This window comes from Intrasporangium mesophilum (genome assembly GCF_054783095.1).
In genome coordinates this window covers 58,600-83,079 of the sequence record NZ_BAAGRF010000015.1, presented here as the reverse complement: position 1 = coordinate 83,079, position 24,480 = coordinate 58,600, and the positions used below count along the sequence as shown (strand labels likewise).

The window sequence follows — 24,480 nt, the reverse complement described above, 5'->3', positions numbered from 1 at the left end:
CGCCCCGTCTCACCCACCCCCGGTCGATTGGGCGCCCCGTCTCACCCGCCCTAGGCTGGACGGGTGCCCGGAGGCGGTGGCACGCCGACGTCGGCCCAGACCTCGGTCATCTCGGCAATGAGCCCATCGCGCAGCGTGATGAAAGTCGCCACCTCATAGTGCTCCAGCTGCTCGCCGACGTAGCCGGTGACATGCGAGCGCCCGGCGGCCCTGTCGCCCGAGCCGACGCAGTCCTCGAGGACGAGATGCTCGAAGCCGGGATACTCCGCATTGAGCCGCACCCAGCCGGGTCTGTCGAAGGTCTCTCCGGTGTGTACGAAGCGACAGGTGAACTCGTCGTGCAGCAAGGCTGGCAGCTGGTCCCACTCGTGCGCGTCGATGACACCTGCGAGCCTGACCATCATCGTGGGCGCGTCCATCCTCCGACGCTTCCACAACCCACCGACAACGCTCTCAGGGACCGAGCCCGGCCGACTCAGCTCACCGGGGAGGAGACGTCCTACGAGATCCAGCACGGGCGTGATCGCGTAGACCACCGGGCTCGATGTGCCCACCAAACCCACCCGCGGCTGGATCGTGTAGGCATGCCTTCTTGCTCAGCCGCGAGAGAGATCAGAAGTTGGTGGCCATGTTGGTGAACCGGCTGAAGTGACCCTGGAAGGCGACGACGATCGTGTCGGTGGGCCCGTTACGGTGCTTGGCCACGATGAGATCAGCCTCCCCCTCTCGGGGAGAGTCCTTCTCGTATGCGGCTTCCCGGTGCAGCAGGATGACCATGTCCGCGTCCTGCTCGATCGACCCACTTTCACGCAGGTCGCTCATCTGAGGCTTCTTGTCGGTGCGCTGCTCGGGACCACGGTTCAGCTGCGAGATCGCGATGACCGGCACCTCGAGCTCCTTGGCGAGCAGCTTGAGCGCGCGCGAGAACTCCGAGACCTCCTGCTGACGTGACTCGACCCGCTTGCCCGACGACATGAGCTGGAGGTAGTCGATGACCACCAGCTTGAGGTTGTTGCGCTGCTTGAGCCGACGGCACTTGGCACGGATCTCCATCAGCGACATGTTCGGCGAGTCGTCAATGAACAGAGGCGCATCCGAGATGCGGCCCATCGTCGACGCGAGGCGGGTCCAGTCCTCCTCGCGCATGGTGCCCTTGCGCATGTGCTGGAGCTGGATACCGGCCTCGGCGGACAGCATGCGCATGGTGATCTCGGTGCGGCTCATCTCCAGGCTGAACACCACGGCGGCCATCTTGTGCTTGATGGCTGCCGACCGGCAGATGTCGAGGCCGATGGTGGAGTTGTGAGTGGGGATCATCGCGTCGCCCGCCAGGTACAGATGATCCGCTGCCTGGACTTCGATGCACCTCACTGGCACCGACGTCACTGGCTCGACGCGGCTGAACTTCCACTCCGCTGCACCACGTCGCGTCACGCCTTGCCCAGGCGCTCGCTCCACCGTGACAACGTGACCCACCTCGGCGGCATATCGCACCTGCGCAGTGGTGAGCACGCGGGCTGCTGACCTGTCGAGGACGACGGACCACTGGTGTTGTTCGTCGGCGACGATAACGGAGCCATCGGAGAACTCCACTTCATAGCACGGCCGGTCCGACATCACCTCGGTCGCGGCCACGACCCGCGTGGGCCGGCCATCGGCACCGAGCACGAAGTCACCGACGGCGACCTCGCCCATAGTCGTCCAGCCATCGGGAGTCGGCAGAGGTGTATCTAGTGCAAGCGCCTTGCCCATGGCCGGGCGGGCGGCGATGACGATCATCTGACCGGGGTGCAGCCCATTGGTCAGCGCATCGAAGTCGGTGAATCCCGTTGGCACACCGGTCATCTCGCCGGAGCGGCCCGAGGCGACCTCGATCTCGTCGACCGTGGCTTCGATGATGTCGCCGATGACGTGGTAGTCCTCGCCGCCACGCTTGTCAGCGACGGCGTAGACCTCGGCCTGGGCGGCATTGACGATGTCCTCCACGTCACCGCCGCCCTGGGCGTACCCGAGCTGGACGATCCGCGTGCCCGCCTCCACGAGACGCCGCAGCACGGCGCGCTCGGCGACGATCTGCGCGTAGTACCCGGCATTCGCCGCCGTCGGCACCGATGCGATGAGCTGGTGAAGATATGCCTGCCCACCCACGCGCGGGAGCTCGCCGCGCTTGGTCAGCTCGTCGGCGACCGTTATCGCATCGGCGGGCTCGCCGCGCCCGTAGAGGTCGAGGATCGCGTCGTAGATGAGCTCGTGCGCGGGACGGTAGAAGTCGGTGCCCTTGAGCTGCTCGACGCAGTCGGCGATCGCGTCCTTCGACAGGAGCATGCCCCCCAGCACCGACTGCTCCGCTCCCACGTCCTGAGGAGGCAGCCGGTCGTCCGGCGGCCCTCCCTCACGCGACGTGGTCGCGAACGCGCTGGTGCTCAGCTCGTCGAGCGACACGTGCTCCCCTTCCCCTGACATTGCGAATAGCGCTGGTGCAACTCAGTAGAACGCCGACCACCGACATCGATGTCGCGGGGCCCTCCAGCCCGCCCGACGCTGCCTTCCCCGAAGGAGCACCGTGCAACCGTAGGGCGGGCCGGTCGAGCCCTACAACCAGATCGGCAAGACCCGGCGTGTTGCCTGTGGACAACCCGTGGACGCCGGTCGGCGACACGCCGTCAACAGGTGTGGAGAACGTGTGTGCACAACTGTGATCAGTCGTCGACCCCGTCGACGAGTCATGCACGGCGACCTGCGTAGACGCCCGTCCACGGGATGTGGAGAACATGTTCCAGACCCCTGTGCGTCTGTCCACAGGCACAATCGGGAGCGAATCGCCCACTGACCGCTCCGCCAGGGGCCCGACGACTGAGCCTCCCGGACCCGCCGGTCGCCTCCGGCCCGCCCCCAGCCCTGCCGCACGCCTGCCGACGACCGCGCAATCCGGTGACCCCGGCCTCGCGAGCCCTCCAAGGCCCCCCACGCCGCCTCAGAGCCCGGCGGCAGACGCGTCGTAGTAGTCGCGGTTCCGCAGCTTCGCGGCGGCCGTCTCGTCCAGGACCACCGTCGCATCCGCGTGCCACTGGATCACCGAGCCGGGACAGGACGCCGACAAGGGTCCCTCGACCGCCGCCGCGATCGCATCGGTCTTCCGGGGTCCAGTTGCTATGAGTACCAAGCTTTTTGCGTCAAGAACCGTGCCCAGTCCTTGCGTCACGCAGTGGGTCGGCACGGCGTCGGCGCTGTCGAAGAACCGCGCGTTGTCCGCACGGGTCCGGTCCGACAGCCGCTTCACCCTCGTGCGTGACGACAGCGAGGAGCCCGGCTCGTTGAAGCCGAGATGGCCGTTGGCCCCGATCCCGAGGATCTGCACGTCGACGCCGCCCGCCTTGCGGATGAGCCGCTCATAGCTCAGGGCGCCGGCCGCGAGCGCCGCTTCGTCGACCCCCGAACCGTCAGGCACATGCAGCCTGTCGGGCGGGAGCCCGAGCCGGGCACAGACCTCGCGGAGCAGCACCTCACGGTACGACTGTGGGTGTCCTACCGGGAGCCCGACGTACTCGTCGAGCGCGAATCCCCTTGCGCGAGAAAGGTCCAGGCGCCCCTCTGACACGGCATGGGCTAGCTCTGCGTAGAGCCCGAGCGGTGACGACCCGGTCGCCAAGCCCAGCGTCGGCTCGTCGCGCCCAGCCGCCTGCAGGCCCTCGAGCACGACCTCGGCCGCTCGTCGGGCCGCATCGGCCGGGGTGGGCTGGACGAGGACCTCCATCAGCCCACTCTCTCATCGCGGGCGAGGCCCGGGCTACCGCTCCGCCCGTTGCGCGGCGCGTCGTCCGCGACACCGGCGCGTATGCCGTTCTCGCCGTTCTCGGCAGGTCCGTCCGCTACCGCCTGGTGGCGGGCAGGCGCGTCCACAGCGCCCACAGCCCCCGCAGCGCCCACAGCCCCCGCAGCCTCCTCAGCCACGGGGCACCCCAGCCACGCGGCACCGAGGGCGGCGACCGGCATACCTGCGTCGATCAGCTCGAACCGGTCCGGGAGGTCCAGGGCCTCGACCATCTGCGAGGTCCTCGCGCGTCGCGCGAGATCGGCCCGAATGCCTTCTCGGAGAGGCTCGCCCAACGCCGACAGGCCGCCGCCGATGACGACGTGCTCCGCACCAGACGCGAGCGCCAGCAGCTGGATGGCGAGCCCCACACCTGTGCACAGCACGTCGACGGCGGCAGCAGCGACGACGTCCCCAGCGCCTGCCGCGACGAACGGGTTGCGAACCGAGCGCCGCGACTCCGGCCAGAGGCGGGACAGGGCCGAGCCGGACGCGACGGTCTCCAGGCACCCGACCTGGCCGCAGGTGCACGGGGCGTCGCCGCCGATCGGCAGGTGGCCGATCTCTCCGGCGGCTCCGTCGATGCCGCGGACGACAACACCGTCGCGGACGACGGCGGAGGCGAGACCCGTGCCGAGGTTCAGGTAGGCCAGAACCTCGCCGGGCGCCGCCCTCCCGGAGTCAGCCCGAAGACGCCAGGCCCCCAACGCAGCCGCCTTGACGTCGTTCTCCACCGCAACCGCAACACCCAGCGCGCTCCCGAGCTCGCCTGCGAGATCGAGGGACTCGACTCCGAGGTTCACTGCATGGCGGACTCGTCCCGTCGACGGGTCGACGAGCCCGGGCATGCACGCCCCGACCGCGACGGGCCGAGGCGATGCTCCACCGACACCCGCGATGTCTCTGCCGGCGCTGCGGTCCCCAGCCTCGTCGAGCAGCTCGCGCGCCAGTCGCACGGCGACCTCCACGACCTCCGCGCGCCCGCGTCCCGACGGGGCTGAGCGGGACGCCAGGACGGTGCCGTCGCTGTCCACGAGGGCTGCTGCCGTCTTCGTGCCGCCGATGTCGATCCCGAGCCTGACTCCACCACTCACGGGGCAGCGACCCCGAGGTAGCGGCCCAGTGCGCGAGCCACCACCACGGAACCCCCGTAGACGACGAGGTCGGCACCGCCACGGGGCCAGCCACAGTCGACGACGATCGTCGGATGTCCTTGAGCGCGAAGCCGATCGGCCACCGCCCAGATCGGGTGCGTGCTCGACAGCCCACGTCCGACAACCGCCACCTTGGCGGCGGGCGGCACGTCCTCCTCGGCCACCGTCAGCCCGGCAGCGTTCGGGCCCCAGGCGACCGGCCCGACGGCGAGGTTCGGCTGCGAGGCGACCTGGACGAGGTAGGCGTCGCCCGGGGTGTCGAGCCACGGCTGCACGGTCGGCTCGATGTCGAAGCCGGCGACGAGCGTGTCGGTCGACCAAGCCGACTCGCCGGAGTGTCGAACCTCGCTGGGTGGCAGCGCGGGGTGACTCTCCGACGAGTCGGGGTAACCCGAGTCACCTGTGGAGGGAGTGGGACTCGGGTCGCTGACGTCGCCGTGCGGCGGACGCCAGCCATGTGAAGGGTACTTCTCCGCGAGGGCCTGGACGCGGCTTGCGGCCTGCCCAATTCGCGTAGTTTCGAGCCGGCCCTGCTCGATCGCCTCGAGGACCGCATCGACCACGTCGACGAACTCCTCCTCGGTCGTCTCCGAGCCGATGCAGAGAAGGTCACAGCCGGCCACGAGGGCGCGGACCGCGGCCTCGGGGATGCCGGTCTCGGCGCTGGCGCCGGCCATGTCGAGGGCATCGGACACGATGACGCCCTCGAAGGCGAGCCGCTCCCGCAGCACTCCCTGCAGCAGCGTGGGTGAGAACGTCGCGGGCCGTTGTGGGTCGATGGCGGTGACGATGACGTGGGACGTCATGATGCTGGCCACCCCGGCCGCGACCGCGGCCCGGAACGGCTCGAGCTCCCGTGCGTCGATCACGTGGGCCTCGGCGTCCACCCGAGGCAGGTCGAGGTGCGAGTCCGTCACCGTGTCACCGTGGCCCGGGAAGTGCTTGGCGCACGCGGCAACCCCGACGGACTGCATCCCCTCGATGTACGCCGCCGAGTGTCGCGCGACGAGGGTCGCCTCCGCCCCGAAGCTGCGGACCCCGATGACCGGGTTCTCGTCGGCCGAGTTGACGTCGACGACCGGGGCGAGGTCGAGGTTGATCCCGTATGCCGTCAGCTCGCGGCCGATGGTCGCCGCCGACTCACGCGTCAGCGCGGTATCGTCGAGCCTGCCGAGCAGGGCGTTGCCGGGCTGGGTCGAGCCGGTCGGGTAGTGCAGGCGCGTGACGTCGCCGCCCTCCTCGTCGACGGCCACGAGCAGGTCGGGAGCGACCTCCCGCAGCTCGGCGCACAGAAGGGCGAGCTGGGCGGGGTCGACCACGTTCGCTCCGTAGAGGCAGACGGCACCCAGGCCGGCGGCATACTCCCGCTGAACCCACTCGTGGACGCTGGTGCCCACGAAACCGGGCATGAGCGTGCTGAGGACGAGGCGCCGCAGCGCCTCCGTGTGCGTGTTCATGTCAGCCCTTCACTGCCCCGCCGACGAGGCCGCTGCTCATCCGTCCCTGGACGACGATGAAGAAGATGATCACAGGGATCGCCACGACCGTCGAGGCCGCCATCACCTGGCCCCAGTCCGTCTCGCGAGTCGCGCTCGCCTGGATGAAGCCACGCAGCCACAACGGCAGCGTCCGCGTCTGGTCCTCGGTCATGACGACCAGGGCCACGGTGAACTCGTTCCACGCCTGCAGGAACGCGTAGACGGCCGACGCGATGAGCCCGGGTGCCAAGAGGGGGAAGGTGATTCGCAGGAAGGCCTGGGTGCGGGACAGGCCGTCGACCATCGCGGCCTCCTCGAGCTCGATGGGCACGCCGGCCACGAACCCGCGCAGCATCCAGATCGTGAAGGGCACCACTGCGGCCGTGTAGAGCAGCGACAGCCCGATCACGTTGTTGAGCAGACCCACGGTGCTCATCATCTTGTACTGCGCGATGAAGAGGCCCTCTGCGGGCAGCATCTGGATGAGCAGCAGCGCGAGGATGAACGAGATGCGACCGCGGAAGCGGAACCGGCTCACGGCGAGCGCGCCCAGGAAGGCCACCACGATCGCGGCCGCGACGGTGATCAGCGTCACCGTCAGCGAGATGCCCAGCGCCCCAATGAATCCCGAGTCGTCGAAGATGGCCTTGAAGTTGTCCAGCGACCCACCGAAGGGCAGGAAGGTCGGCGTGGTCTGCTGGAGCGTGAACTTGTCGAGGAACGCCGAGTTGACCATCCAGTACACCGGGAACACCCATACCAGGGCGAGCACGACGGCCAGGACTGACAGCAGCACGCGGCGCGTCGAGCGTGGAGACCGTCCGGGACGGGTCGATCCGGTCGAGGACGTCGAGGGGGCGGCGGATTCCGTCGAGGGGGTCGACGCGATGGTCTGGGCGCTCATCGGGTCTCCTCCTTCATGAGAGAGCGGACGTAGTACCAGCTCACCGCGACGGTGATAGCCAGCATGAGGATGGAGACGGCACTCGACATCCCGAACTCCCCTGTGCCCGTGCCGAGCTGGTAGATGTACGTGCCGAGCAGATGGGTGTCGTTGGCGACGCCGCCGGCGTCCTGGAGCAGCTTGATCTGGGTGAACACCCGCAGGTCCCAGATGAGCTGGAGCAGCAGCACGATCGAGATCACGGGCGCGATGAGCGGCATGATGATGTAGCGCAGTCGCTGCCAGCCACCGGCGCCGTCGATCTCGGCCGCCTCGAGCACGTCGGGCGGGACCTGGGTCAGCCCGGCATACACGGACAGCGCGACGAACGGCACACTCATCCACACGACGATGACCGCCGCGATGACGAAGAAGGACAGCGGCGACGCCAGCCAGTTGTGGCCCTGAGCGTCGATGCCGACCTGTTGGAGGAGCCAGTTGAGCACCCCCCGGCGCCAGTCCACGAGCCAGACCCAGACGGTCATCGTGGCGACGACCGGCATGGCCCAGGCGAACAGCAGCGCGATCTGGAGGATGAGCCGTGCGGCGGTCGTCACGGCCCGCATGAGCAGGGCGAGACCGAGGCCGACCGCCACCGTGAGGACGGCGCAGACGATGCAGAAGGCGATCGAGCGGCCGACGATGACCCAGAGGGTCGAGTCCGTGAGCAGGGCCTTGTAGTTGTCGAACCCGACCCACTCCGGGGGCTGGCCGAACTGCTGGAGCATCCCGAAGTGCTGGAAGCTCGTCACGATCTGCCAGCCGACCGGGTAGCCGAGCGCGGCAAGGAGCAGGATCACCGTCGGGACGACGAACAGCAGGGGCAGACGGCTGCGCCTCGTGCGCGGCCGGGTCGGAGTGGTGGCGGAGACGAGTCCGCTCGTGGCCGAGGGTGGCGTCGGCGTGGGCGTGGTGGTCGTCGAGGTCATGGGCTTGCCTTTCGAGCCTGGTGCCCGGCGGCCGGTCCGTCGTGGAGGTGCGGGCCGGCCGCCGAGCGTGCTGTCACCTGGCTGTCAGGGCGATCACTGAAGGTTGAGCAGCGGGGTGATCTTGGCGTCGTACTCCGTCGCCAGAGCGGTCAGGTCCGACGCATCACGGATCTTGGAGAAGAACTCCTCCATGATCGACTTCCCCTCGACGGCCGCCCAGCCGGGCGCGGCCGGCGTGAGCTTCGAGTTCGCTGCGGACTCGATGAGCGCCTTGGCGAACTGGTCGTCGCCGAGCGAGCTGACGTAGTCCGAGTTGGCCGGGCCGAGGCCAGCCTTGCCGAGCATCTGCTGGTACTCGGGCGAGAAGATGATCCGGAGCAGGTCACGCGAGAGCGCCTGGTTCTGGCTCGCCTTGGAGATCGCGATGTTGGAGCCACCGGCGAAGACCGGAGCCGGCTTGCCGTCGTTGCCCGGCAGCACGAACGTGCCGAACTTCGCGTCGTTCCACTCGCGGGTCTTCTTGCCGTCCTTCTCCTTGAGGTCACCGATCGACCAGTGCGCCCAGCCGGGGGCCATGATCGTCGCGGCCGACAGGGACGTCTTGCCCGTGACCTTCTGGTTCTCGTCGAGGATCTCGTCCGTGTCGTTGATGTAGATCCACGGCGTCTGGTCCTTGGCGTCGGCCGGAGCCTTCGTGGCCGAGCGGTAGATCTCCTGCAGCTGCTGAAGACCCTTGATGCTGTTCGGGTCGGCCAGCGTCGAGACCCACTTGCCGTTCTCCTTCTTGGCCAGGTCGCCGCCGTTGGCGAAGATCCAGGAGATGCCGTTGCGCCAGTCCTGACCGCCGACGAAGAAGCCGGAGAAGTCCTTGATCTTGCGCGGGTTCTTCTCGGCGATCGTCTTCACGGCCGCGTTGAACTGGTCGAGGGTGGTCGGCGTGTTGACGCCGGCCTCCTTCCAGACGTCCTTGCGGTAGAACGCGTAGCGCGAGCCGAAGTAGTACGGCAGAGCGAACCTCTTGCCGTCGACCGAGCCCACGTCGACGAAGGACTGGAGCAGCTTGGACCCGCCGAGCTCGTCGTACATGTCGGAGACGTCGCTGAACGCGCCGACGTTGGTGAACGTCGGGGCCTGCGTGTTGCCCAGCTCGGTGACGTCCGGGGTGTTCTTCGCGTCGGGGAGCGCGGTCGTCAGCTTCGTGACCAGGTCGGGCCAGGCCTGCTCCTGGATCTTCAGCGTCGCGCCGGTCTTCTTCTTGAACGTGTCCTGCAGGTAGGTGCGCAGCTCCTGAGGCGTGTCGGTCCCGACCAGCCACAGGGTGATCGTCTTGCCCGCGTTGGCGGCGGTGCCGCTCGCGGCCGGGGTCGTCGCCGAACCGGCCGAACCCGAGCCACAGGCGGTCAGCGCCAGTGCTGCCACCGTGGTCGTGGCCACGGCCAGACCGAGGGTCTTCTTCATTCCTTGGTTTCCTTTCGAGGGTGGCCGCGCTTCTCGGGCCGGTTGTTCGCTGTTGCGAGTGGAGGGGATAGGTATGCCGTCAGGCGGGTCAGTCGACCCCGAGCTGGTCCCAGAGGACGAGCACGGCGGCGCCGCGCAGGACGATGTCGTCGGACTGATGGGCTAGTCGCACCGTCAGGTGCGTGGTGGGGCGAGCAAGGAGCCGCTCGCGCAAGGTGCGTTCGACGGAGTCGAGCAGGACTCCGTCGAGCAGGTGCTCGGGGCCGCTGAGCACGACCTCGGCCAGGTCGAGCGCCGCCACGACGGGAGCCAGGGCGATGCCGAGGCGTTCGCCGGCCTCGCGCAGGGGCGAGTCGTCGCCGGTCGCGGCGAGGGCACGCTCCAGGTTCGGGGCCGAGACCCAGGTCTCGAGGCAGCCGACCTTGCCGCACCGGCAGGTCGCGCCGCCGTCGGTGCCGACCGTGACGTGCCCGATCTCGCCAGAGGCGAAGTGGGCGCCGCGGACCCGCTGTCCCCCGACGATCAGCCCGCCGCCGACACCGCGCCCGATCTTGACGAGGATGATGTCGTCACCGCCCTCGCCGAGGGTGTGGTCTGCGTGCACCGCGGCGTCGGCGTCGTTGACGACGAACACGGGCAGCCCGGTGACGTCCGTGATGAGGTCGCGCAGCGGGACGTTGCTCCAACCGAGGTTGGGCGCGGTGTCGACGACCCCGCCAGGGCCGACGATGCCGGGGGTGCCGACGCCGATCCCGAGCAACGGCGCCGTCGCTGCGGCGACGACCTCCTGGACGAGGTCGAGGACGATGTCGACGACGGCCTGCCCGGAGGCGTCGCCGATGGCGCGCTCGGCGCGCACGAGGATGTTGCCGTCGAGGTCGAGCACGGCGCCGCGGAGCGTCTCGTGCTCGGCAAGGTCCAGGCCGATGGTCTGCAGGCCGGTGCGGTTGACGTCGACGAGGGTGGCCGGCTTGCCCGGGCGCACCTCGTCGGAGGGGCCGAGCTCGACGGCGTGACCGCTCTCGATGAGCTCGCCGACCAGGTCCGACACCGTCACCTTGCTCATGCCGAGCCGACGGGCGAGGTCCGCCCTGCTCATCGCGCCCGCGGAGTAGAGCAGCTGCAGCACGAGCGAGAGGTTGTGGCGCCGCCCGTGTGCCGGCAGAACGGCAGTACGGGGAGAAACGCGCCGGGCTCGCGGCAGTGCGGTGGTCACGGGAGTTAGTAAAGTTTACTAACTCCTAATCCGCAACCTCTGGACCACGAAGAGTTCGGTCACGGTTCAGACACGAGCCCGGTGAGGTGGGCGTGACGGGAGTGACAGAAGGGCCACTCGACCGGGAAACGAGGCCCCCATCCCAACTCGAGTGGCCGCCCCACCCCACCCCCTTCTCCCTCGAGTGGCCGCCCTACCCCAAGCCCCTTCTCCCTCGAGTGGCCGCCCCACCCCACTGGGCCCGTTTCCGTCGACTCGTCTCGTCCGCAGCCTCCTCTCCTGTGCCGAAGTGGCCACTCGACTCGGCTTGGGCCGGGACGTCGGTGGAACGGCATACGGTGGGGTCATGTGCCGCAACATCCGTCAGCTCCACAACTTCGAGCCGCCAGCCACCTCGGACGAGGTGCGGGCCGCCGCGCTGCAGTACGTCCGCAAGGTCAGCGGCAGCACGAAGCCGAGCCACGCCAACCAGCACGCCTTCGACGAGGCAGTCGAGGCGGTCGCTGCCGCGACGCAACACCTGCTCGACCACCTCACGACGAGCGCCCCGCCCAAGGACCGCGACGAAGAGCGGGCCAAGGCCCGCGCCCGCAATGTGGCCCGCTTCGGCACCCCGGCCTGAGCGCACCCGGCCACCATGGGCTTCTGGGCGACGCAGGTCACGCCGCGCCTCGTGGACGCCGGCGGCGAGGACGAGAAGATGATGGCGCTGCGCGCCGACGTGTGCCGCGGGCTGCGTGGTGAGATCGTCGAGCTCGGCTTCGGCAGCGGGCTGAACATCGCGGTCTACCCAGCCGAGGTGACGAGCGTTGTCGCCATCGAGCCCTCCGACGTGGCCTGGCAGCTGTCGGCCGGCCGCCGGTCTCGCAGCCGTGTGCCGATCACCCGCGGCGACCTCGACGGGCAGTGGCTGACCCTGCCCGACGAGAGCGTCGACTCGGTCCTGTCGACCTTCACGCTGTGCACCATCCCGGACGTCCGGCGGGCGCTGGCCGAGGTGCGCCGCGTGCTCCGGCCGGGTGGTCGCCTCCACTTCTTCGAGCACGGCGTCGCTCCCGACGCCACGGTGAACGCCTGGCAGCGCCGGCTCGAGCCCCTCCAGAAGAAGGTCTTCGACGGGTGCCACCTGACGCGCCCGATCGACCGGATCGTCGAGGCGTCAGGACTCGTCGTGGAGCGTCTCGACTCGGCGTACGGCCCCTTCCCGAAGGCCATGCGACCGTGGACGTTCGGGTATGCCGGGGTGGCCCGCAAGTCCTGACGGTGCCACTTCCAGGGCGGCAGGTTGCCGTGGACCCCTCCGCCTCCCGTCGGACCAAGCGGCTACGTTGGCCGCATGTCCGACATGGGGGTGCACACCGAGCTCGTCGCGGCCGTGACCGCCGCGCTGGAGCAGGCGGCGAACCCGGAGCGCGCCGCCGGACAGCAGCGCTACATGAAGTCGGCCATGCCGTACTTCGGCCTCACCTCGCCCGAGCTCAAGGCCACGCTCACCCCGATCCTGCGCGACCCGGCATACCTCATGGCGGACCGTCCGCAGTGGGAGGGCACGGTGGGCGCCCTCTGGCACGGCGCGACGCACCGGGAGCAGTGGTATGCCGCCATCGCCCTCGCGCGCCTGCGCGCCTACCGGGCGTGGGTCGACAGCGACGCAATGCCTTTGTGGGAGAGCCTGATCCGTGCCGGCGCCTGGTGGGACGTCGTCGACGATATCGCCACCCATCTCGTGCGCGACACGCTCCTGGCGGCCCCGACCATCGAGGGCCTGAGGATGCGCGAGTGGTCGGGCTCGGACTCGCTCTGGGTCCGGCGCTCGTCGATCATCAGCCAGGTCGGCACGCGGGAGCGGCTCGACCAGCAGCTGCTCAACGATGTCATCGAGCCGAACGTCGACGACCCCGACTTCTTCATCCGCAAGGCCATCGGCTGGGCACTGCGCGACCACGCGCGGGAGGACCCGGAGTGGGTCAGGGCCTTCGTGGCCGACCATCCGAGCCTGTCCGGTCTGAGCCGCCGCGAAGCCCTCAAGCACCTCGGGTCCGTGCTATGAGCTCTCCCAACGAGCGGGGCACGCCAACGGACACGACTGCGCCCCAAAGTGGTTCGCACCGTCGGGAGATCCTGCGTCTCGCGGTCCCGGCATTCCTCGCGCTCATCGCCGAGCCGCTCTTCCTGCTCGCAGACTCGGCCATCATCGGACACCTCGGCACTGCAGAGCTCGCCGGGCTCGGCGTGGCCAGTGCCGCCCTCATCACCGCCGCCGGAATCTTCGTCTTCCTCGCGTATGGCACGACGAGCATCGTGGCGCGCCACCTCGGGGCCGGCGACCAGCGGGCCGCGATCGGGGCCGGCATCGACGGCCTGTGGCTCTCCGTCGGCATCGGCGCCGTCACAGCAGTCCTCGTGGCGGTGTTCGCCCGGCCGATCTGCGCGCTCTTCGGGGCCTCTCCCGAGGCGCTCGACCAGGCGACGACCTACCTTCGGATCTCCGCCCTCGGCATCCCTGCGATGCTCGTGATCCTCGCGGTCACCGGCGTCCTGCGCGGGCTCCAGGACACCACGACACCCCTCGTCGCGTCCGTCGCCGGCTTCAGCGTGAACATCGCCCTCAACGTGCTGTTCGTCTACGGGCTCCATTGGGGCATAGCCGGATCCGCTTGGGGCACGGTCATCGCCCAGACCGGCATGGCCCTCTCGCTCGTTGGCGTGCTGCTCGTCAAGGCCCGTCGCACACAGGCCCGCCTCCGGCCACACCCGGCGCGCGTGCTCGTCGCTGCCCGCACGGGCACCCCGCTGCTGGTCCGGACCCTCGCGCTGCGCGCCACGCTCGTGCTCACCACCTGGGTCGCCGCGTCGATGGGGGACGTCACGCTCGCCGCCCACCAGGTGGCGATGACGGTCTGGTCGTTCCTCGCCTTTGCGCTCGACGCCCTCGCGATCGCCGCCCAGGCCATCACCGGTCGCGCGCTCGGCGCCGGCGACCGCGTCGCGGTCCGCACCGCAATGGGGACGATGGTGCGGTGGGGCGTCTGGGGCGGCCTCGGGCTCGGGCTCGTCATCGTCGCCCTGCACTCCGTGATCCCCACGCTCTTCACGTCCGATCCGGCGGTGCGCGACGCCCTCGGGGCCGCTCTCGTGGTCGTCGGGCTGAGCGAGGCCGTGGCCGGATACGTCTTCGTCCTCGACGGCGTGCTCATCGGCGCCGGCGACGGCACCTGGCTCGCGTGGGGCATGGTCGTCACCCTCGCGGCATACCTCCCGTTCATCCTCGGCGTCCGCGCCATCGGCCCGAGCGGCTCGCCGGCTCACGACGTGGTCGTGCTCTGGGTGGCGTTCACGGCGTTCATGGTGATCCGCGCCGTCGTCCTCGGATGGCGCGCGCGCAGCGAGACGTGGATGGTCGTGGGCGCCCGCTGAGCCACCAGTCGACTGTCGGCGCCCCGGCATACGCTGCGATAAGTGCGCCGACGGGCGACGCACCCGCATGAGAGGAGCGACCGGTGAGCGGTCGAATCGTCCACTTCGAGGTGCCCTACGACGACCGGGAGCGCGCGGCCGCGTTCTACGGCAACGTTTTCGGCTGGGACGTGCAGCACATCCCCGACCTCGACTACACCATGGCCGGCACCGGCCCCAGCGGCGAGCAGGGGCCCACCGAGCCGGGTTACATCAACGGGGGCATGATGCAGCGCAGCGAGCCGTTCGGCGGCCCGGTCATCACTGTCGACGTCGAGAGCATCGACGATGCGCTGGGCAAGATCGAGGCGGCCGGGGGCAAGACCGTCCTGCCGAAGAACGAGGTGCCCGGGATGGGGTTCACCGCGTACTTCAGCGACCCCGAGGGCAACCTCATGGGGCTGTGGCAGTCGGCGCCGCCGCAGGAGGCGTAGGTCAGTACCGCAAGGGCGTGAAGGGTTGGGGCTGCCGATGCGACCCCAACCCTGCAGCTGGCGGCGCTTTCGCGGCTAGCCGCCGCTGCGCACCGCGCCGGCCACGAGCAGAGCGGCCGAGGCGAGCGACAGCGTCGTGCGCACATGGTTCATCGTGACCCAGCCGGGCTCGTAGTCCGACCACGCCGAGGCCGCTGCGGCCGAGGCGGCGTCGACCCGGTCGAGGGCGTTGTTGCGCGGGACGTGGTAGGCGGCCGTCACCGCGAACGCCGCGACTCCTGCTGCGGCTCCCGCGATGAGCAGCGCCCGGGTCGAGCCGTGGCTCGAGGCCAGGGCCCAGGCGCCGACGACGACCGAGCCGGCGCCCGACACGAGCAGCGGCACGCCCAACCCGCGGGGCGCGGTGAGGTTCATGGCCTGCATCGCTCGGACCGCGTCGCCCGCGGGGATGCGATTGAGCGCCGGCATCACGAACGACGAGAAACCGAAGAGCACGCCGCCCATGACCCCTGACCCGAGGGCGGTCGCGAGGGTGATGGTGCGCATAAGGGTGTTGTCCATGCCATCCATCTCAGCCTGGCCTGATGAGATGATCCATGCGGCACAGGTGCAAATACCTTCGCAATCGTCTCACGACGGCGTACCGTCAGGCGGGTGGACACCTTGAGCACGATCCTCGACAGCCACCGGGCGCGCGGCGCCTCGCTGCTGCGGTGCCACATGCGAGCGCCCTGGGCGCTACGGATCGAGGACGGTGCGGCCGTCGGCATCATCGTCATGGTCAGCGGGGCGGCCTGGCTGACACCTGGCACGGGCGGGCCGATCCGGCTCGAGGCCGGCGACGTCGCCGTGGCCAAGGGGCCCACCCCCTACCGCCTCGCCGACGCGCCCAGCACGGCTCCCACCATCGTCATCGAGCCGGGCAACGTATGCCGCTCACTGACCGGCGAGCACCTGGCCCTGTCGATGGGGCTGGGGACGCGGACCTGGGGCAACGCGGACTCGGCCCCCGACGACCTTCTGGCGCCAGGCGACGGCGGGCCGCCCAGCGACGCGGCGCCCAGCGGCCCGGTGCCCAGCGACGGCGCGGCGCCGGGCATCGGCCCGGTGACGACGTTCCTCTCGGCCACGTGGGAGCTCGCCAGTCAGGTGACCGGCCGGCTGCTCGACTCCATGCCACCGGTGGGGGTCGTTCGCGCGGGCGAGCTAGACCCTGCCCTTGCCGACCTGCTCGCACGCGAGGTGGGACGTGAGCTGCCCGGTCAGGACGTCGTCCTGGACCGGCTCGTGGACCTCGTGCTCGTCTCGGCAGTGCGCCAGTGGTTCGCCCGGCCGGGTTCGCAGGCGCCCGCCTGGTGGACGGCGCGCTCCGACCCGGTCGTCGGCAGGGCCCTGGCACTCATCCATGACGAGCCGGCGAGCGACTGGTCGCTCGAGCGGCTGGCGGGCGAGGTTCACGTCTCGCGCGCCACGCTCTCGCGCCGGTTCACTGAGCTCGTCGGCGTCTCCCCGATGGCTTACGTCTCCCAGTGGCGTCTCGCGACGGCCGCGGACCTGCTGCGGTCAGGGTCCGGCAGCGTCGAGCAGATCGCCGGGCTGGTCGGCTATGCAAGCCCGTTCGCGTTCAGCGCTGCCTTCCGGCGGGAGCACGGCCTCTCTCCTCGGGCTTACCGGGCGGCGTCCGCCCCGGGTGCCACCTCACCCGTCGACGGCGCGCCTCCCGCGAACCCGCACGGCGGTGCTGGCGGTGTCGACGGCAGTGCTGGCGTCCAAGCTGATGCTCCCGAGACGGGCCCCGGCGGCCCTCAACGAGCCGGTCTCGCACAGTCCTAGGCAACTGGTACGGCTTTCCCAGCGTTCTTTAAGGTCCGCCAGTCATAGTCGTTCTCGTGAGTTGCTCCTGTGCGACTCGGTGACCTCCTCCCCCTGTCGGGTCACCGCGTCAAGGGCACCCGCCCCCGCTGGTCGAGTTCGGCGACGTGACCAGCGGGGGCGGGTTTTTCTTTGCCCCCGACACCCCGCAACACACCCGGAAACAGACAACTCCTCCGCGTTGCAACTACCCCGCTCTGACGGTTACCGGGTGTGTTGCGGTGTTGCCGCGGGCTTGGGGTCAGAAGGCGCCGTCGGCGACCTCGACGTCGCCGAGCAGTGCCTGGACCTCGGCAGTCGTCGGCATCGCCGTCGAGCACTCGAGCCGGCCGGCGACCAGAGCGCCCGCCACGTTCGCGAAATGCAGGATCCGATCGAGGTCCCACCCGGACAGCAGTCCGTGGACGAGCGCGCCACCGAAGGCGTCTCCGGCGCCGAGCCCGTTGACCACCTCTACCGGGAACGCGCCCACCTGCACCACCTCGTCGGCGGTCATCGCGAGGACCCCGCGCGGGCCGAGCTTGACGACGGCCAGCTCGACCCCCGACGACAGGAGCGAGCGGGCCGCGGGCTCCGGCTCACTCTCCCCCGTCGCGACGCCACACTCCTCGAGGTTGCCGACCGCAACCGTCACGAGTGGGACCGCGCGTCGAACGAGCTCGCGCGCCTCGTCAGGGCTGCCCCAGAAGCTCGCGCGATAGTCGAGGTCGAGCACCGTGAACGGCCTCCGGTCACGCTCCTCCCAGGCCGCGAAGTGGGCCGACCGGCTCGGCTCCTGGCTCAGGCCGGTGACCGTGGACCAGTAGACCGACGCCTCGCGAATCGCTTGCAGCGGAAGGGTATCGGTCTCGATGAGCAGATCGGGTGCGATGGGATACCGGTAGAACCAGATCGGGAAGTGGTCGGGAGGGAAGATCTCGCAGAAGGTCACCGGCGTCGGCGGGCCGCCGGCGATCGTCTGCAGATGTGCATCGTCCACGCCGAGCTGCAGCAGCTCCCGGCGGACGAAGCGGCCGAAGGCGTCGGCACCGGTCGCGCTGATCAGCCCTGCGAGCCTGCCGTGTCTCGCCGCCGCGACCGCGACATTGGCCGCGCTGCCACCGAGGAACTTCTCGAAGGAGCGCACCTCGTCGAGCGGCAGTCCCTGCTGAAGCGGGTAGAGATCGACCCCGACCCTGCCAATCGCGAGCAGGTCGTATGCCGTCATGCCGGGCCCCTTCCCCCGCTCGCCTCCGAGCGTGTGGCCTTCCATACCACCGCGCCGGGACCCGCCCGGTCAACGGGGTGCCACCGGCTCCCGGCGCCCGGGCAGAGGGCCACCTTGAGTCGCTGCTCAGCCATCCGGCATACCGGGGCATCACGGACGCGAAGCCGCGACTGCGCCTGATCACGGATTGGACACGGCACTTGACCGCAGGTCGAGCCACCCCCCATTCTCTCCCGTGAGAGCGCTCTCACGAGCTCGATTCACGCACGGAGAGCGCTCTCACGCCCACTCAGGGGTAAAGACCGAAGGAGCTCTCCATGACACCCCGCCCCACCCGATCTGGCGCACGCATCGCGGGCCGCAAGCAGACTCGGACCGTTGCGCTCGCCACCCTCACCGTCGGACTGCTGGCGCTCTCTGCGTGCAGCTCCGCCTCGGGCGGCGACGGCCCCTCCACCCAGGCAGGTGGGACGGGCGGCAGCGGCCCGGTCACCCTGACCCTGGCCACGTTCAACCAGTTCGGCTACGAGGACCTCATCCCGGAGTTCGAGGCCACCCACCCGAACATCAAGATCACGCACAAGAAGGCGGCAACCTCCAACGAGGCCCGCGACAACTTCAACACCCGCCTCGCGGCGGGAAGCGGGATGGCCGACGTCGAGGCCGTCGAGGTCGACTGGCTCCCGGAGATCCTCCAGTACTCCGACAAGTTCGTCGACCTCAAGAACGCCGACGTCGACGGCCGCTGGCCCGACTGGAAGACCAAGGCCGCCACGGACGCCGAGGGCCACCTCGTCGGCTACGGCACCGACGCCGGTCCCGAGGCCATCTGCTACCGCGGCGACCTGCTCAAGCAGGCGGGCTTCCCGAGCGACCGTGAGTCCGTTGCCAAGTGGCTCGGCACGACGTGGGACAGCTACTTCGCCGCCGGCAAGCAGTTCGCCGCCAAGTCCAAGGTCCCGTGGTTCGACTCGATGGGCGCCACGTACCAGGGCATGATCAACCAGATCGAGCAGACCTACGAGGGCACCGACGGCTCGGTCATCGCCACCACCAACCCGAAGGTCAAGGCCACCTACGACGCCGTCGTCCAAGCCGGCATCACTGACAAGCTCTCGGCCAAGCTCCAGCAGTGGAGCAAGGACTGGACCGCCAGCTTCCAGCACAACGGCTTCGCCACGATGCTCTGCCCCGGCTGGATGGTCGGTGTCATCGAGGGCAACGCCAAGGGCGTCAAGGGCTGGGACGTCGCCAACACGTTCCCCGGTGGCGGCGGCAACTGGGGCGGTTCTTACCTCGTGGTCCCGAAGCAGAGCCAGCACCCGGCGGAGGCCCGGATCCTCGCCGCATGGCTGACCGCGCCCGAGCAGCAGATCAAGGCGTTCAAGAAGGTCGGCGCGTTCCCGAGCCAGGTCCAGGCGCAGTCGAGCGCCGACCTCGCCGCGGTCACGGTCGCCTCGTTCAACAACGCCCCGACCGGCCAGATCTTCTCCGACCGGTTCAAGTCCATCTCGGTCGCGCCCTTCAAGGGCACGAAGTACTTCGCGATCAACGACGAGATGCAGAAGGCCCTGACCCGCATCGAGGACGGCTCGTCGACGCCGGCCGCCTCGTGGGACAAGTGGGTCGCCGCTGTCGACGCACTCGGCTGACCGACTGAACCCATACGTCCGGTGGGTGCGCCCCACCAGCGCACCCACCGGGCTGGAGCCGGGGAGGTGTCACTTCCGAGCCTGCGAGGAATGGACACCTCCCCGGAATGCCGTCCCGCATGAGAGAGAGCACACCGTGACCGTCACCGCGAAGCCGCCGCTCGACTCAGGCGGACCCCCGAAACCCCCTGCACCACAGCCGAGCCCGATCCGCCGCACCGAGCGCTCGAAGACCCGCCAGCGGCTCAGCCGGCTCGATGCGAAGGTCTCTCCCTACGCGTACGTCTCGCCGTTCTTCATCCTTTTCGCCATCGTCGGGCTCTTCCCGCTCCTCTACACGCTGTGGGTCTCGCTGCATCAGTGGAACCTCATCGGCGGCCAGGGAGACTTCGTCGGGCTGAAGAACTTCCAGGACGTGCTCAAGCAGCCGTTCTTCTGGAACGCCCTGCGCAACACGATCTCGATCTTCCTGCTCTCGAGCATCCCGCAGATCGTCATCGCGCTGCTCATCGCGGCCGCCCTCGACGCCGGACTGAGAGCAAAGACCTTCTGGCGCATGGGTGTCCTGCTCCCCTACGTCATCGCGCCCGTTGCCGTGGTCCTCATCTTCAACGACCTGTTCGGCGACAAGTTCGGGCTCATCAACCAGGTGCTCGGCTGGGTCGGGGTCGAGCCGGTCCAGTGGCACAAGGACACGCTCGCCAGCCACGTCGCCATCGCCACGATGGTCAACTTCCGGTGGACGGGCTACAACGCGCTGATCCTGCTGGCCGCCATGCAGACCATCCCCCGCGACTTCTACGAGGCCGCCCTCATCGACGGCGCCGGCAAGGTCCGCACGTTCTTCTCGATCACGCTGCCGCAGCTGCGGGCGACGATCATCTTCGTCACGATCACCTCGACCATCGGCGGCCTGCAGATCTTCGACGAACCCCGGATGTTCGACCAGTACGGCCAGGGTGGCGCCGACCGCCAGTGGCAGACGCTGACGATCTACCTCTACAACATCGGCTGGACGCAGAAGAACTTCGGCCGCGCCGCCGCGATCTCCTGGCTGCTCTTCCTCATCATCGTCGTGTTCGCCGTCATCAACTTCGTCATCACGCGACGCATCGCCTCGAAGGAGTCCCGATGACCATCGCCGCACGCACCACCAAGGGCCCCGACCACGGCCCCGGCAAGGGCCCCGATCACGGCACCGGCAACGCGACAGGCCAGACCCCAGGCCAGGACGGCCGGCAGACCCGTGGCGGAGGCAGACCGTGGCGCGCGTCTCGTGCCGTGCGGAACGTCGCCCGGCAGCAACGCGCCGGCAAGACGGCATACATCGTCCTGACGATCATCCTCATCGGCAGCGTCTTCCCGCTCTGGTGGTCGTTCGTCATCGGCAGCAAGGACGCGGCCGCGATCAACAGCGGCTCCGTGTCGCTCATCCCGGGCGGCAACTTCTTCAAGAACGCGAGCACGGTCGTGGACACGCTCCCGTTCTGGAAGGCGTTGGGCAACAGCATCATCGTCTCGACGGTCGTTGCGCTCGGGGTGGTGCTGTTCTCCACGCTGGCCGGGTTCGCCTTCGCCAAGCTGCGGTTCACGGGCGCGAACGCCTTGCTGCTCTTCGTGATCGCCACCATGTGCGTGCCGATGCAGCTCGGGATCGTCCCGCTGTTCATCGTCATGAGCAAGCTCGGCTGGATCGGCAGCCTCGGCGCCGTCATCCTGCCTTCGCTCGTCAGCGCGTTCGGGGTCTTCTGGATGACGCAGTACCTCAAGGAGGCACTGCCCGACGAGCTCATCGAAGCCGCTCGCGTCGACGGCGCCTCGGTCTTCCGCACCTTCTGGAGTGTCGCGCTGCCTGCCGCGCGGCCCGGCGCGGCCATGCTCGGCCTGTTCACCTTCATCATGGCGTGGACGAACTTCTTCTGGCCGTTCATCATCCTCGATCCCGGCAACCCGACGCTGCCCGTGGCCCTGCAGCAGCTCCAGGCCGCCTACTTCGTCGACTACTCGCTCGTCCTGGCCGGCGTCGTCCTCGCCGCGATCCCGCTCATCGTCGTCTTCGTCATCGCCGGCCGCCAGCTCGTGTCCGGCATCATGCAAGGAGCAGTCAAGGGATGACCGCCAACCAGACCATCTCAACGGAGACCCAGATCCGGAGCACGAACACCCTTGCGGGGCAGGGCCGCCCGGTGCCCGCGGACTTCGTCCTCGGTGCCGCGACGGCGGCCTACCAGATCGAGGGCGCCTTCCACGACGACGGGCGCACCGACTCGATCTGGGACACCTTCTCGCACACCCCAGGTGCCGTCGTCGACGGCGACACCGGCGACGTCGCCTGCGACCACTACCACCGGTATGCCGCCGACGTGGCAGTCATGCGGTCGCTCGGCGTGCAGTCCTACCGCTTCTCGACGTCGTGGGCGCGCATCTGCCCCGACGGCGGACCCGTCAACGCCAAGGGGCTCGACTTCTACGAGCGCCTCGTCGACTCGCTGCTCGACGCCGGCATCTCGCCGTGGCTCACCCTGTACCACTGGGACCTGCCGCAGGCGCTCGAGGACCGTGGCGGCTGGACCTCGCGGGAGACCGTCGACCGGTTCGTCGCCTACTCCCTGGCCGTGCACGACCGGCTCGGCGACCGGGTGCGCACCTGGACGACCCTCAACGAGCCCTTCTGCTCGGCGTTCCTCGGCTACACGGCGGGCATGCACGCCCCAGGGCGCACCTCCCCCGCTGACGGGCTCGCCGCGGCACACCACCTCATGCTGGGACACGGTCGCGTCGTCCGCGAGCTGCGCAGCCGAGATGCCGACCTCGAGCTCGGGCTGACCCTGAACTTCACCGTGGCCGACCCTCTCGACCCGACCGACCCGCGCGACGTCGACGCGGCACGCCGGATCGACGGCCAGATGAACCGGATCTTCCTCGACCCGATCTTCCGCGGCGCCTACCCGCTGGACGTGCTCGAGGATGTCCGCGGCCTGAGACTCGAGGACCACATCATGGACGGCGACCTCGAGGTCATGTCGACGCCGATCGACGTGCTCGGCGTCAACTACTACAACGGCGAGGCGGTCGGGCACACACCGCCCGCGAGCCGCCTCTCCGACAACGAGAACGGTGGGCGCGCCACGCGCTCGCCCTTCCCCGCGGCCGACGCCGCGTTCCGCCACCCCCGTGGCCTGCCCGTCACCGCCATGGACTGGGAGATCCAGCCCGAAGGGCTGACCCGCCTGCTCGTGCGGCTCCACGAGGAGTATGCCGGCCCGGCCGGGGTCGCCCTGCACGTGACCGAGAACGGCGCTGCCTTCGAGGACACCCCCGACCAGGACGGCTTCGTCGATGACCGCGACCGGACGGCATACGTCCGCGCTCACATCGGCGCCATTCTCGACGCGGTCGACGCCGGGGTCCCCGTGCGCGGGTACTTCTACTGGTCGCTGCTCGACAACTTCGAGTGGGCCTGGGGATACGCGAAGCGCTTCGGTATCGTCCGAGTTGACTACACGACGCAGGAGCGCACCCCGAAGGCGAGCGCGCTCGACTATGCCCGGATCATCTCGACACGCCGGTTGCCGGCGCCGTTCGAGCCCGATGGGACGGGCCCGATGGCAGACGACCCGGCACGGCCGACGGACCCAGGAGACAGCAGGGAATGAAGGACGGGACGCGTGCGGCCTCCCCAGGCGGGGTGAGCCCATCCGGGCGACCCACGCTCGAGGAGGTCGCACGCGTCGCCGGTGTCTCCCGCGCAACGGTGTCCCGCGTCATCAACGGCTCGCCGCGCGTGAGCCCCGATGTCTTCGCCGTTGTCGAAAGGGCCATCGAGGAGCTCAACTATGTCCCCAACCGGGCGGCGCGCTCGCTGGTCGCCCGGGCGACGATGTCCATCGCGCTCGTCGTCCCCGAGAACGCCCACCGCTTCTTCGGGGACCCGTACTTCGCGGACGTGGTGCAAGGGATCAGCGACCGTCTCGACGAGAGCGACTACGTCCTCAACCTGCAGCTCACCCACCCGAGCTCGCCGTCCGAGAAGACCCGGCGCTACCTGCTCGGCGGCAACGTCGACGGCGCGCTCGTCGTGTCGCACCACTCGGGCGACCACTTCCTCGCCTCCCTCGGGCAGTCTCTGCCGGTCGTCTTCGGCGGCCGACCACTCGGTGAGATCGCCCACCCCGGCGACTACTACATCGATGTCGACAACCGGGCCGGCGCCCGGCGCGGGGTCGAGCACCTTGTCGCGGCCGGGCGCCGCGCCATCGCCACCATCACCGGGCCCGCCGACATGCCGGCCTCGGTCGACCGCGAGCTGGGATGGCGTGACGCGCTGGCAAGCGCCGGGCTGACCGACCACCGGCTCGCCCGGGGAGACTTCACCGAGGCCGGCGGGGTGCGTGCCACCCTCACCCTCGTCGACGAGTTCCCCGACGTCGACGCGATCTTCGTGGCCAGCGACCTGATGGCCAGCGGCGCGATGCTGGCGCTCGAAGAGCGCGGACTACGGGTGCCGCAGGACGTCGCGCTCGTCGGGTTCGACAACAGCCAGTTCGCGACCCGCGGCCGAGTGGGCCTGACCACCGTGGCGCAGCCGTCGCGGGAGATGGGTGTCGTCATGGCGGACACGCTGCTGCGGCTGCTCAGCGGAGAGCAGGTCGAGCGGGTCACGATGCTGCCCACCCACCTCGTCCTGCGCGACTCCGCCTGACCCGGCTGCCCCCCGGTCGATCGCACCGTCGCTCCCCCAGTCGAGTGGGCACCCAACCCCACCCCTCCCACACCGTCGAGTGGCCACTCAACCCCACCCGTCCCACGCCGGTCGAGTGGCCACCCAACCCCACCTGTCACACAAGACGTTGGGGCAGGTGGGACGGGT

22 protein-coding genes are annotated in these 24,480 nt (G+C 69.5%); 11 read left to right on the top strand and 11 right to left on the bottom strand.

What is annotated here, in order from left to right:
- Window positions 1–50: 50 nt before the first annotated feature.
- The 9 genes from ACYVLP_RS14095 to ACYVLP_RS14055 all read right to left on the bottom strand — a co-directional run bounded on the left by ACYVLP_RS14095 (window position 51) and on the right by ACYVLP_RS14055 (window position 10,989).
- Complete coding sequence (locus tag ACYVLP_RS14095) at window positions 51–419, bottom strand: nuclear transport factor 2 family protein (RefSeq protein ID WP_460627973.1); 369 nt, start codon at window positions 417–419, stop codon at window positions 51–53.
- Between the two features lie 193 nt (window positions 420–612).
- Complete coding sequence (gene dnaB, locus ACYVLP_RS14090; protein WP_460627972.1) at window positions 613–2,442, bottom strand: replicative DNA helicase; 1,830 nt, start codon at window positions 2,440–2,442, stop codon at window positions 613–615.
- A 532-nt stretch (window positions 2,443–2,974) separates the two neighbouring features.
- Window positions 2,975–3,754, bottom strand: a complete 780-nt coding sequence (locus ACYVLP_RS14085) for a glucosamine-6-phosphate deaminase (protein ID WP_460627971.1) — start codon at window positions 3,752–3,754, stop codon at window positions 2,975–2,977.
- On the bottom strand, window positions 3,754–4,905 hold the full coding sequence (locus ACYVLP_RS14080; protein ID WP_460627970.1) for an ROK family protein: 1,152 nt from the start codon (window positions 4,903–4,905) through the stop codon (window positions 3,754–3,756). The genes ACYVLP_RS14085 and ACYVLP_RS14080 overlap by 1 nt, the downstream gene beginning before the upstream one ends.
- Window positions 4,902–6,422 carry a beta-N-acetylhexosaminidase gene (gene nagZ, locus ACYVLP_RS14075; protein WP_460627969.1) on the bottom strand — a complete coding sequence of 507 codons (1,521 nt, stop codon included), beginning with the start codon at window positions 6,420–6,422 and terminating at the stop codon, window positions 4,902–4,904. The genes ACYVLP_RS14080 and nagZ overlap by 4 nt, the downstream gene beginning before the upstream one ends.
- A 1-nt stretch (window position 6,423) precedes the next feature.
- On the bottom strand, window positions 6,424–7,347 hold the full coding sequence (locus tag ACYVLP_RS14070; protein ID WP_460627968.1) for a carbohydrate ABC transporter permease: 924 nt from the start codon (window positions 7,345–7,347) through the stop codon (window positions 6,424–6,426).
- Entirely contained in the window at window positions 7,344–8,315 is a 972-nt protein-coding gene (locus tag ACYVLP_RS14065) for a carbohydrate ABC transporter permease (RefSeq protein ID WP_460627967.1), read from the bottom strand. The genes ACYVLP_RS14070 and ACYVLP_RS14065 overlap by 4 nt, the downstream gene beginning before the upstream one ends.
- A gap of 93 nt (window positions 8,316–8,408) precedes the next feature.
- Window positions 8,409–9,773: an extracellular solute-binding protein gene (locus ACYVLP_RS14060; protein ID WP_460627966.1), complete on the bottom strand. Its 1,365-nt coding sequence runs from the start codon at window positions 9,771–9,773 to the stop codon at window positions 8,409–8,411.
- 88 nt (window positions 9,774–9,861) lie between these two features.
- Window positions 9,862–10,989: an ROK family transcriptional regulator gene (locus tag ACYVLP_RS14055; RefSeq protein WP_460627965.1), complete on the bottom strand. Its 1,128-nt coding sequence runs from the start codon at window positions 10,987–10,989 to the stop codon at window positions 9,862–9,864.
- 346 nt (window positions 10,990–11,335) lie between these two features.
- On the opposite strand from ACYVLP_RS14055, the gene ACYVLP_RS14050 reads away from it, so the two are divergent.
- The 5 genes from ACYVLP_RS14050 (at window position 11,336) to ACYVLP_RS14030 (ending at window position 14,879) form a co-directional block, all read left to right on the top strand.
- Window positions 11,336–11,611, top strand: coding sequence for a DUF2277 domain-containing protein (locus ACYVLP_RS14050; RefSeq protein WP_460627964.1), 276 nt, complete (start codon window positions 11,336–11,338; stop codon window positions 11,609–11,611).
- Between the two features lie 15 nt (window positions 11,612–11,626).
- Complete coding sequence (locus ACYVLP_RS14045) at window positions 11,627–12,250, top strand: class I SAM-dependent methyltransferase (protein ID WP_460627963.1); 624 nt, start codon at window positions 11,627–11,629, stop codon at window positions 12,248–12,250.
- 75 nt (window positions 12,251–12,325) lie between these two features.
- Complete coding sequence (locus ACYVLP_RS14040; protein ID WP_460627962.1) at window positions 12,326–13,039, top strand: DNA alkylation repair protein; 714 nt, start codon at window positions 12,326–12,328, stop codon at window positions 13,037–13,039.
- Window positions 13,036–14,406 (top strand): MATE family efflux transporter, encoded by a 1,371-nt coding sequence (locus tag ACYVLP_RS14035; RefSeq protein WP_460627961.1) that lies wholly within the window; start codon window positions 13,036–13,038, stop codon window positions 14,404–14,406. The genes ACYVLP_RS14040 and ACYVLP_RS14035 overlap by 4 nt, the downstream gene beginning before the upstream one ends.
- 83 nt (window positions 14,407–14,489) lie before the next feature.
- The gene (locus ACYVLP_RS14030) at window positions 14,490–14,879 is read left to right on the top strand and encodes a VOC family protein (protein WP_452270346.1); all 390 of its coding nucleotides are present in this window, start codon (window positions 14,490–14,492) and stop codon (window positions 14,877–14,879) included.
- 75 nt (window positions 14,880–14,954) lie between these two features.
- Here ACYVLP_RS14030 and ACYVLP_RS14025 read toward each other — a convergent pair whose 3' ends face one another.
- Window positions 14,955–15,440, bottom strand: coding sequence for an anthrone oxygenase family protein (locus tag ACYVLP_RS14025; RefSeq protein WP_460627960.1), 486 nt, complete (start codon window positions 15,438–15,440; stop codon window positions 14,955–14,957).
- Window positions 15,441–15,533: 93 nt separating this feature from the next.
- Between ACYVLP_RS14025 and ACYVLP_RS14020 the strand changes: the two genes are divergently transcribed.
- Window positions 15,534–16,712, top strand: coding sequence for an AraC family transcriptional regulator (locus tag ACYVLP_RS14020; RefSeq protein ID WP_460627959.1), 1,179 nt, complete (start codon window positions 15,534–15,536; stop codon window positions 16,710–16,712).
- 280 nt (window positions 16,713–16,992) lie between these two features.
- On the opposite strand, the gene iolC is transcribed toward ACYVLP_RS14020, so the two are convergent.
- Complete coding sequence (gene iolC, locus ACYVLP_RS14015; protein WP_460627958.1) at window positions 16,993–17,958, bottom strand: 5-dehydro-2-deoxygluconokinase; 966 nt, start codon at window positions 17,956–17,958, stop codon at window positions 16,993–16,995.
- A 317-nt stretch (window positions 17,959–18,275) separates the two neighbouring features.
- Here iolC and ACYVLP_RS14010 point away from each other — a divergent pair, with 317 nt between their 5' ends.
- The 5 genes from ACYVLP_RS14010 to ACYVLP_RS13990 all read left to right on the top strand — a co-directional run bounded on the left by ACYVLP_RS14010 (window position 18,276) and on the right by ACYVLP_RS13990 (window position 24,312).
- Window positions 18,276–19,610, top strand: coding sequence for an ABC transporter substrate-binding protein (locus tag ACYVLP_RS14010; RefSeq protein WP_460627957.1), 1,335 nt, complete (start codon window positions 18,276–18,278; stop codon window positions 19,608–19,610).
- Window positions 19,611–19,746: 136 nt separating this feature from the next.
- A complete protein-coding gene (locus ACYVLP_RS14005; protein WP_460627956.1) occupies window positions 19,747–20,745 on the top strand; it encodes a carbohydrate ABC transporter permease in 999 nt (332 codons plus the stop codon).
- Window positions 20,742–21,725 carry a carbohydrate ABC transporter permease gene (locus tag ACYVLP_RS14000; protein ID WP_460627955.1) on the top strand — a complete coding sequence of 328 codons (984 nt, stop codon included), beginning with the start codon at window positions 20,742–20,744 and terminating at the stop codon, window positions 21,723–21,725. The genes ACYVLP_RS14005 and ACYVLP_RS14000 overlap by 4 nt, the downstream gene beginning before the upstream one ends.
- Entirely contained in the window at window positions 21,722–23,266 is a 1,545-nt protein-coding gene (locus tag ACYVLP_RS13995) for a GH1 family beta-glucosidase (protein WP_460627954.1), read from the top strand. Before ACYVLP_RS14000 ends, ACYVLP_RS13995 begins: the two co-directional genes overlap by 4 nt.
- Entirely contained in the window at window positions 23,263–24,312 is a 1,050-nt protein-coding gene (locus tag ACYVLP_RS13990; RefSeq protein ID WP_460627953.1) for a LacI family DNA-binding transcriptional regulator, read from the top strand. The genes ACYVLP_RS13995 and ACYVLP_RS13990 overlap by 4 nt, the downstream gene beginning before the upstream one ends.
- Window positions 24,313–24,480: the final 168 nt, after the last annotated feature.

Excerpts from the sequence above, each read along its gene's own strand:
- ACYVLP_RS14095 (WP_460627973.1), bottom strand. The coding sequence starts at position 419 with ATGGACGCGCCCACGATGATGGTCAGGCTCGCAGGTGTCATCGACGCG.
- ACYVLP_RS14085 (WP_460627971.1), bottom strand. The coding sequence starts at position 3,754 with ATGGAGGTCCTCGTCCAGCCCACCCCGGCCGATGCGGCCCGACGAGCG.
- nagZ (WP_460627969.1), bottom strand. The coding sequence starts at position 6,422 with ATGAACACGCACACGGAGGCGCTGCGGCGCCTCGTCCTCAGCACGCTC.
- ACYVLP_RS14070 (WP_460627968.1), bottom strand. The coding sequence starts at position 7,347 with ATGAGCGCCCAGACCATCGCGTCGACCCCCTCGACGGAATCCGCCGCC.
- ACYVLP_RS14065 (WP_460627967.1), bottom strand. The coding sequence starts at position 8,315 with ATGACCTCGACGACCACCACGCCCACGCCGACGCCACCCTCGGCCACG.
- ACYVLP_RS14060 (WP_460627966.1), bottom strand. The coding sequence starts at position 9,773 with ATGAAGAAGACCCTCGGTCTGGCCGTGGCCACGACCACGGTGGCAGCA.
- ACYVLP_RS14050 (WP_460627964.1), top strand. The coding sequence starts at position 11,336 with ATGTGCCGCAACATCCGTCAGCTCCACAACTTCGAGCCGCCAGCCACC.
- ACYVLP_RS14045 (WP_460627963.1), top strand. The coding sequence starts at position 11,627 with ATGGGCTTCTGGGCGACGCAGGTCACGCCGCGCCTCGTGGACGCCGGC.
- ACYVLP_RS14040 (WP_460627962.1), top strand. The coding sequence starts at position 12,326 with ATGTCCGACATGGGGGTGCACACCGAGCTCGTCGCGGCCGTGACCGCC.
- ACYVLP_RS14035 (WP_460627961.1), top strand. The coding sequence starts at position 13,036 with ATGAGCTCTCCCAACGAGCGGGGCACGCCAACGGACACGACTGCGCCC.
- ACYVLP_RS14025 (WP_460627960.1), bottom strand. The coding sequence starts at position 15,440 with ATGGACAACACCCTTATGCGCACCATCACCCTCGCGACCGCCCTCGGG.
- iolC (WP_460627958.1), bottom strand. The coding sequence starts at position 17,958 with ATGACGGCATACGACCTGCTCGCGATTGGCAGGGTCGGGGTCGATCTC.
- ACYVLP_RS14010 (WP_460627957.1), top strand. The coding sequence starts at position 18,276 with ATGACACCCCGCCCCACCCGATCTGGCGCACGCATCGCGGGCCGCAAG.
- ACYVLP_RS14000 (WP_460627955.1), top strand. The coding sequence starts at position 20,742 with ATGACCATCGCCGCACGCACCACCAAGGGCCCCGACCACGGCCCCGGC.
- ACYVLP_RS13995 (WP_460627954.1), top strand. The coding sequence starts at position 21,722 with ATGACCGCCAACCAGACCATCTCAACGGAGACCCAGATCCGGAGCACG.
- ACYVLP_RS13990 (WP_460627953.1), top strand. The coding sequence starts at position 23,263 with ATGAAGGACGGGACGCGTGCGGCCTCCCCAGGCGGGGTGAGCCCATCC.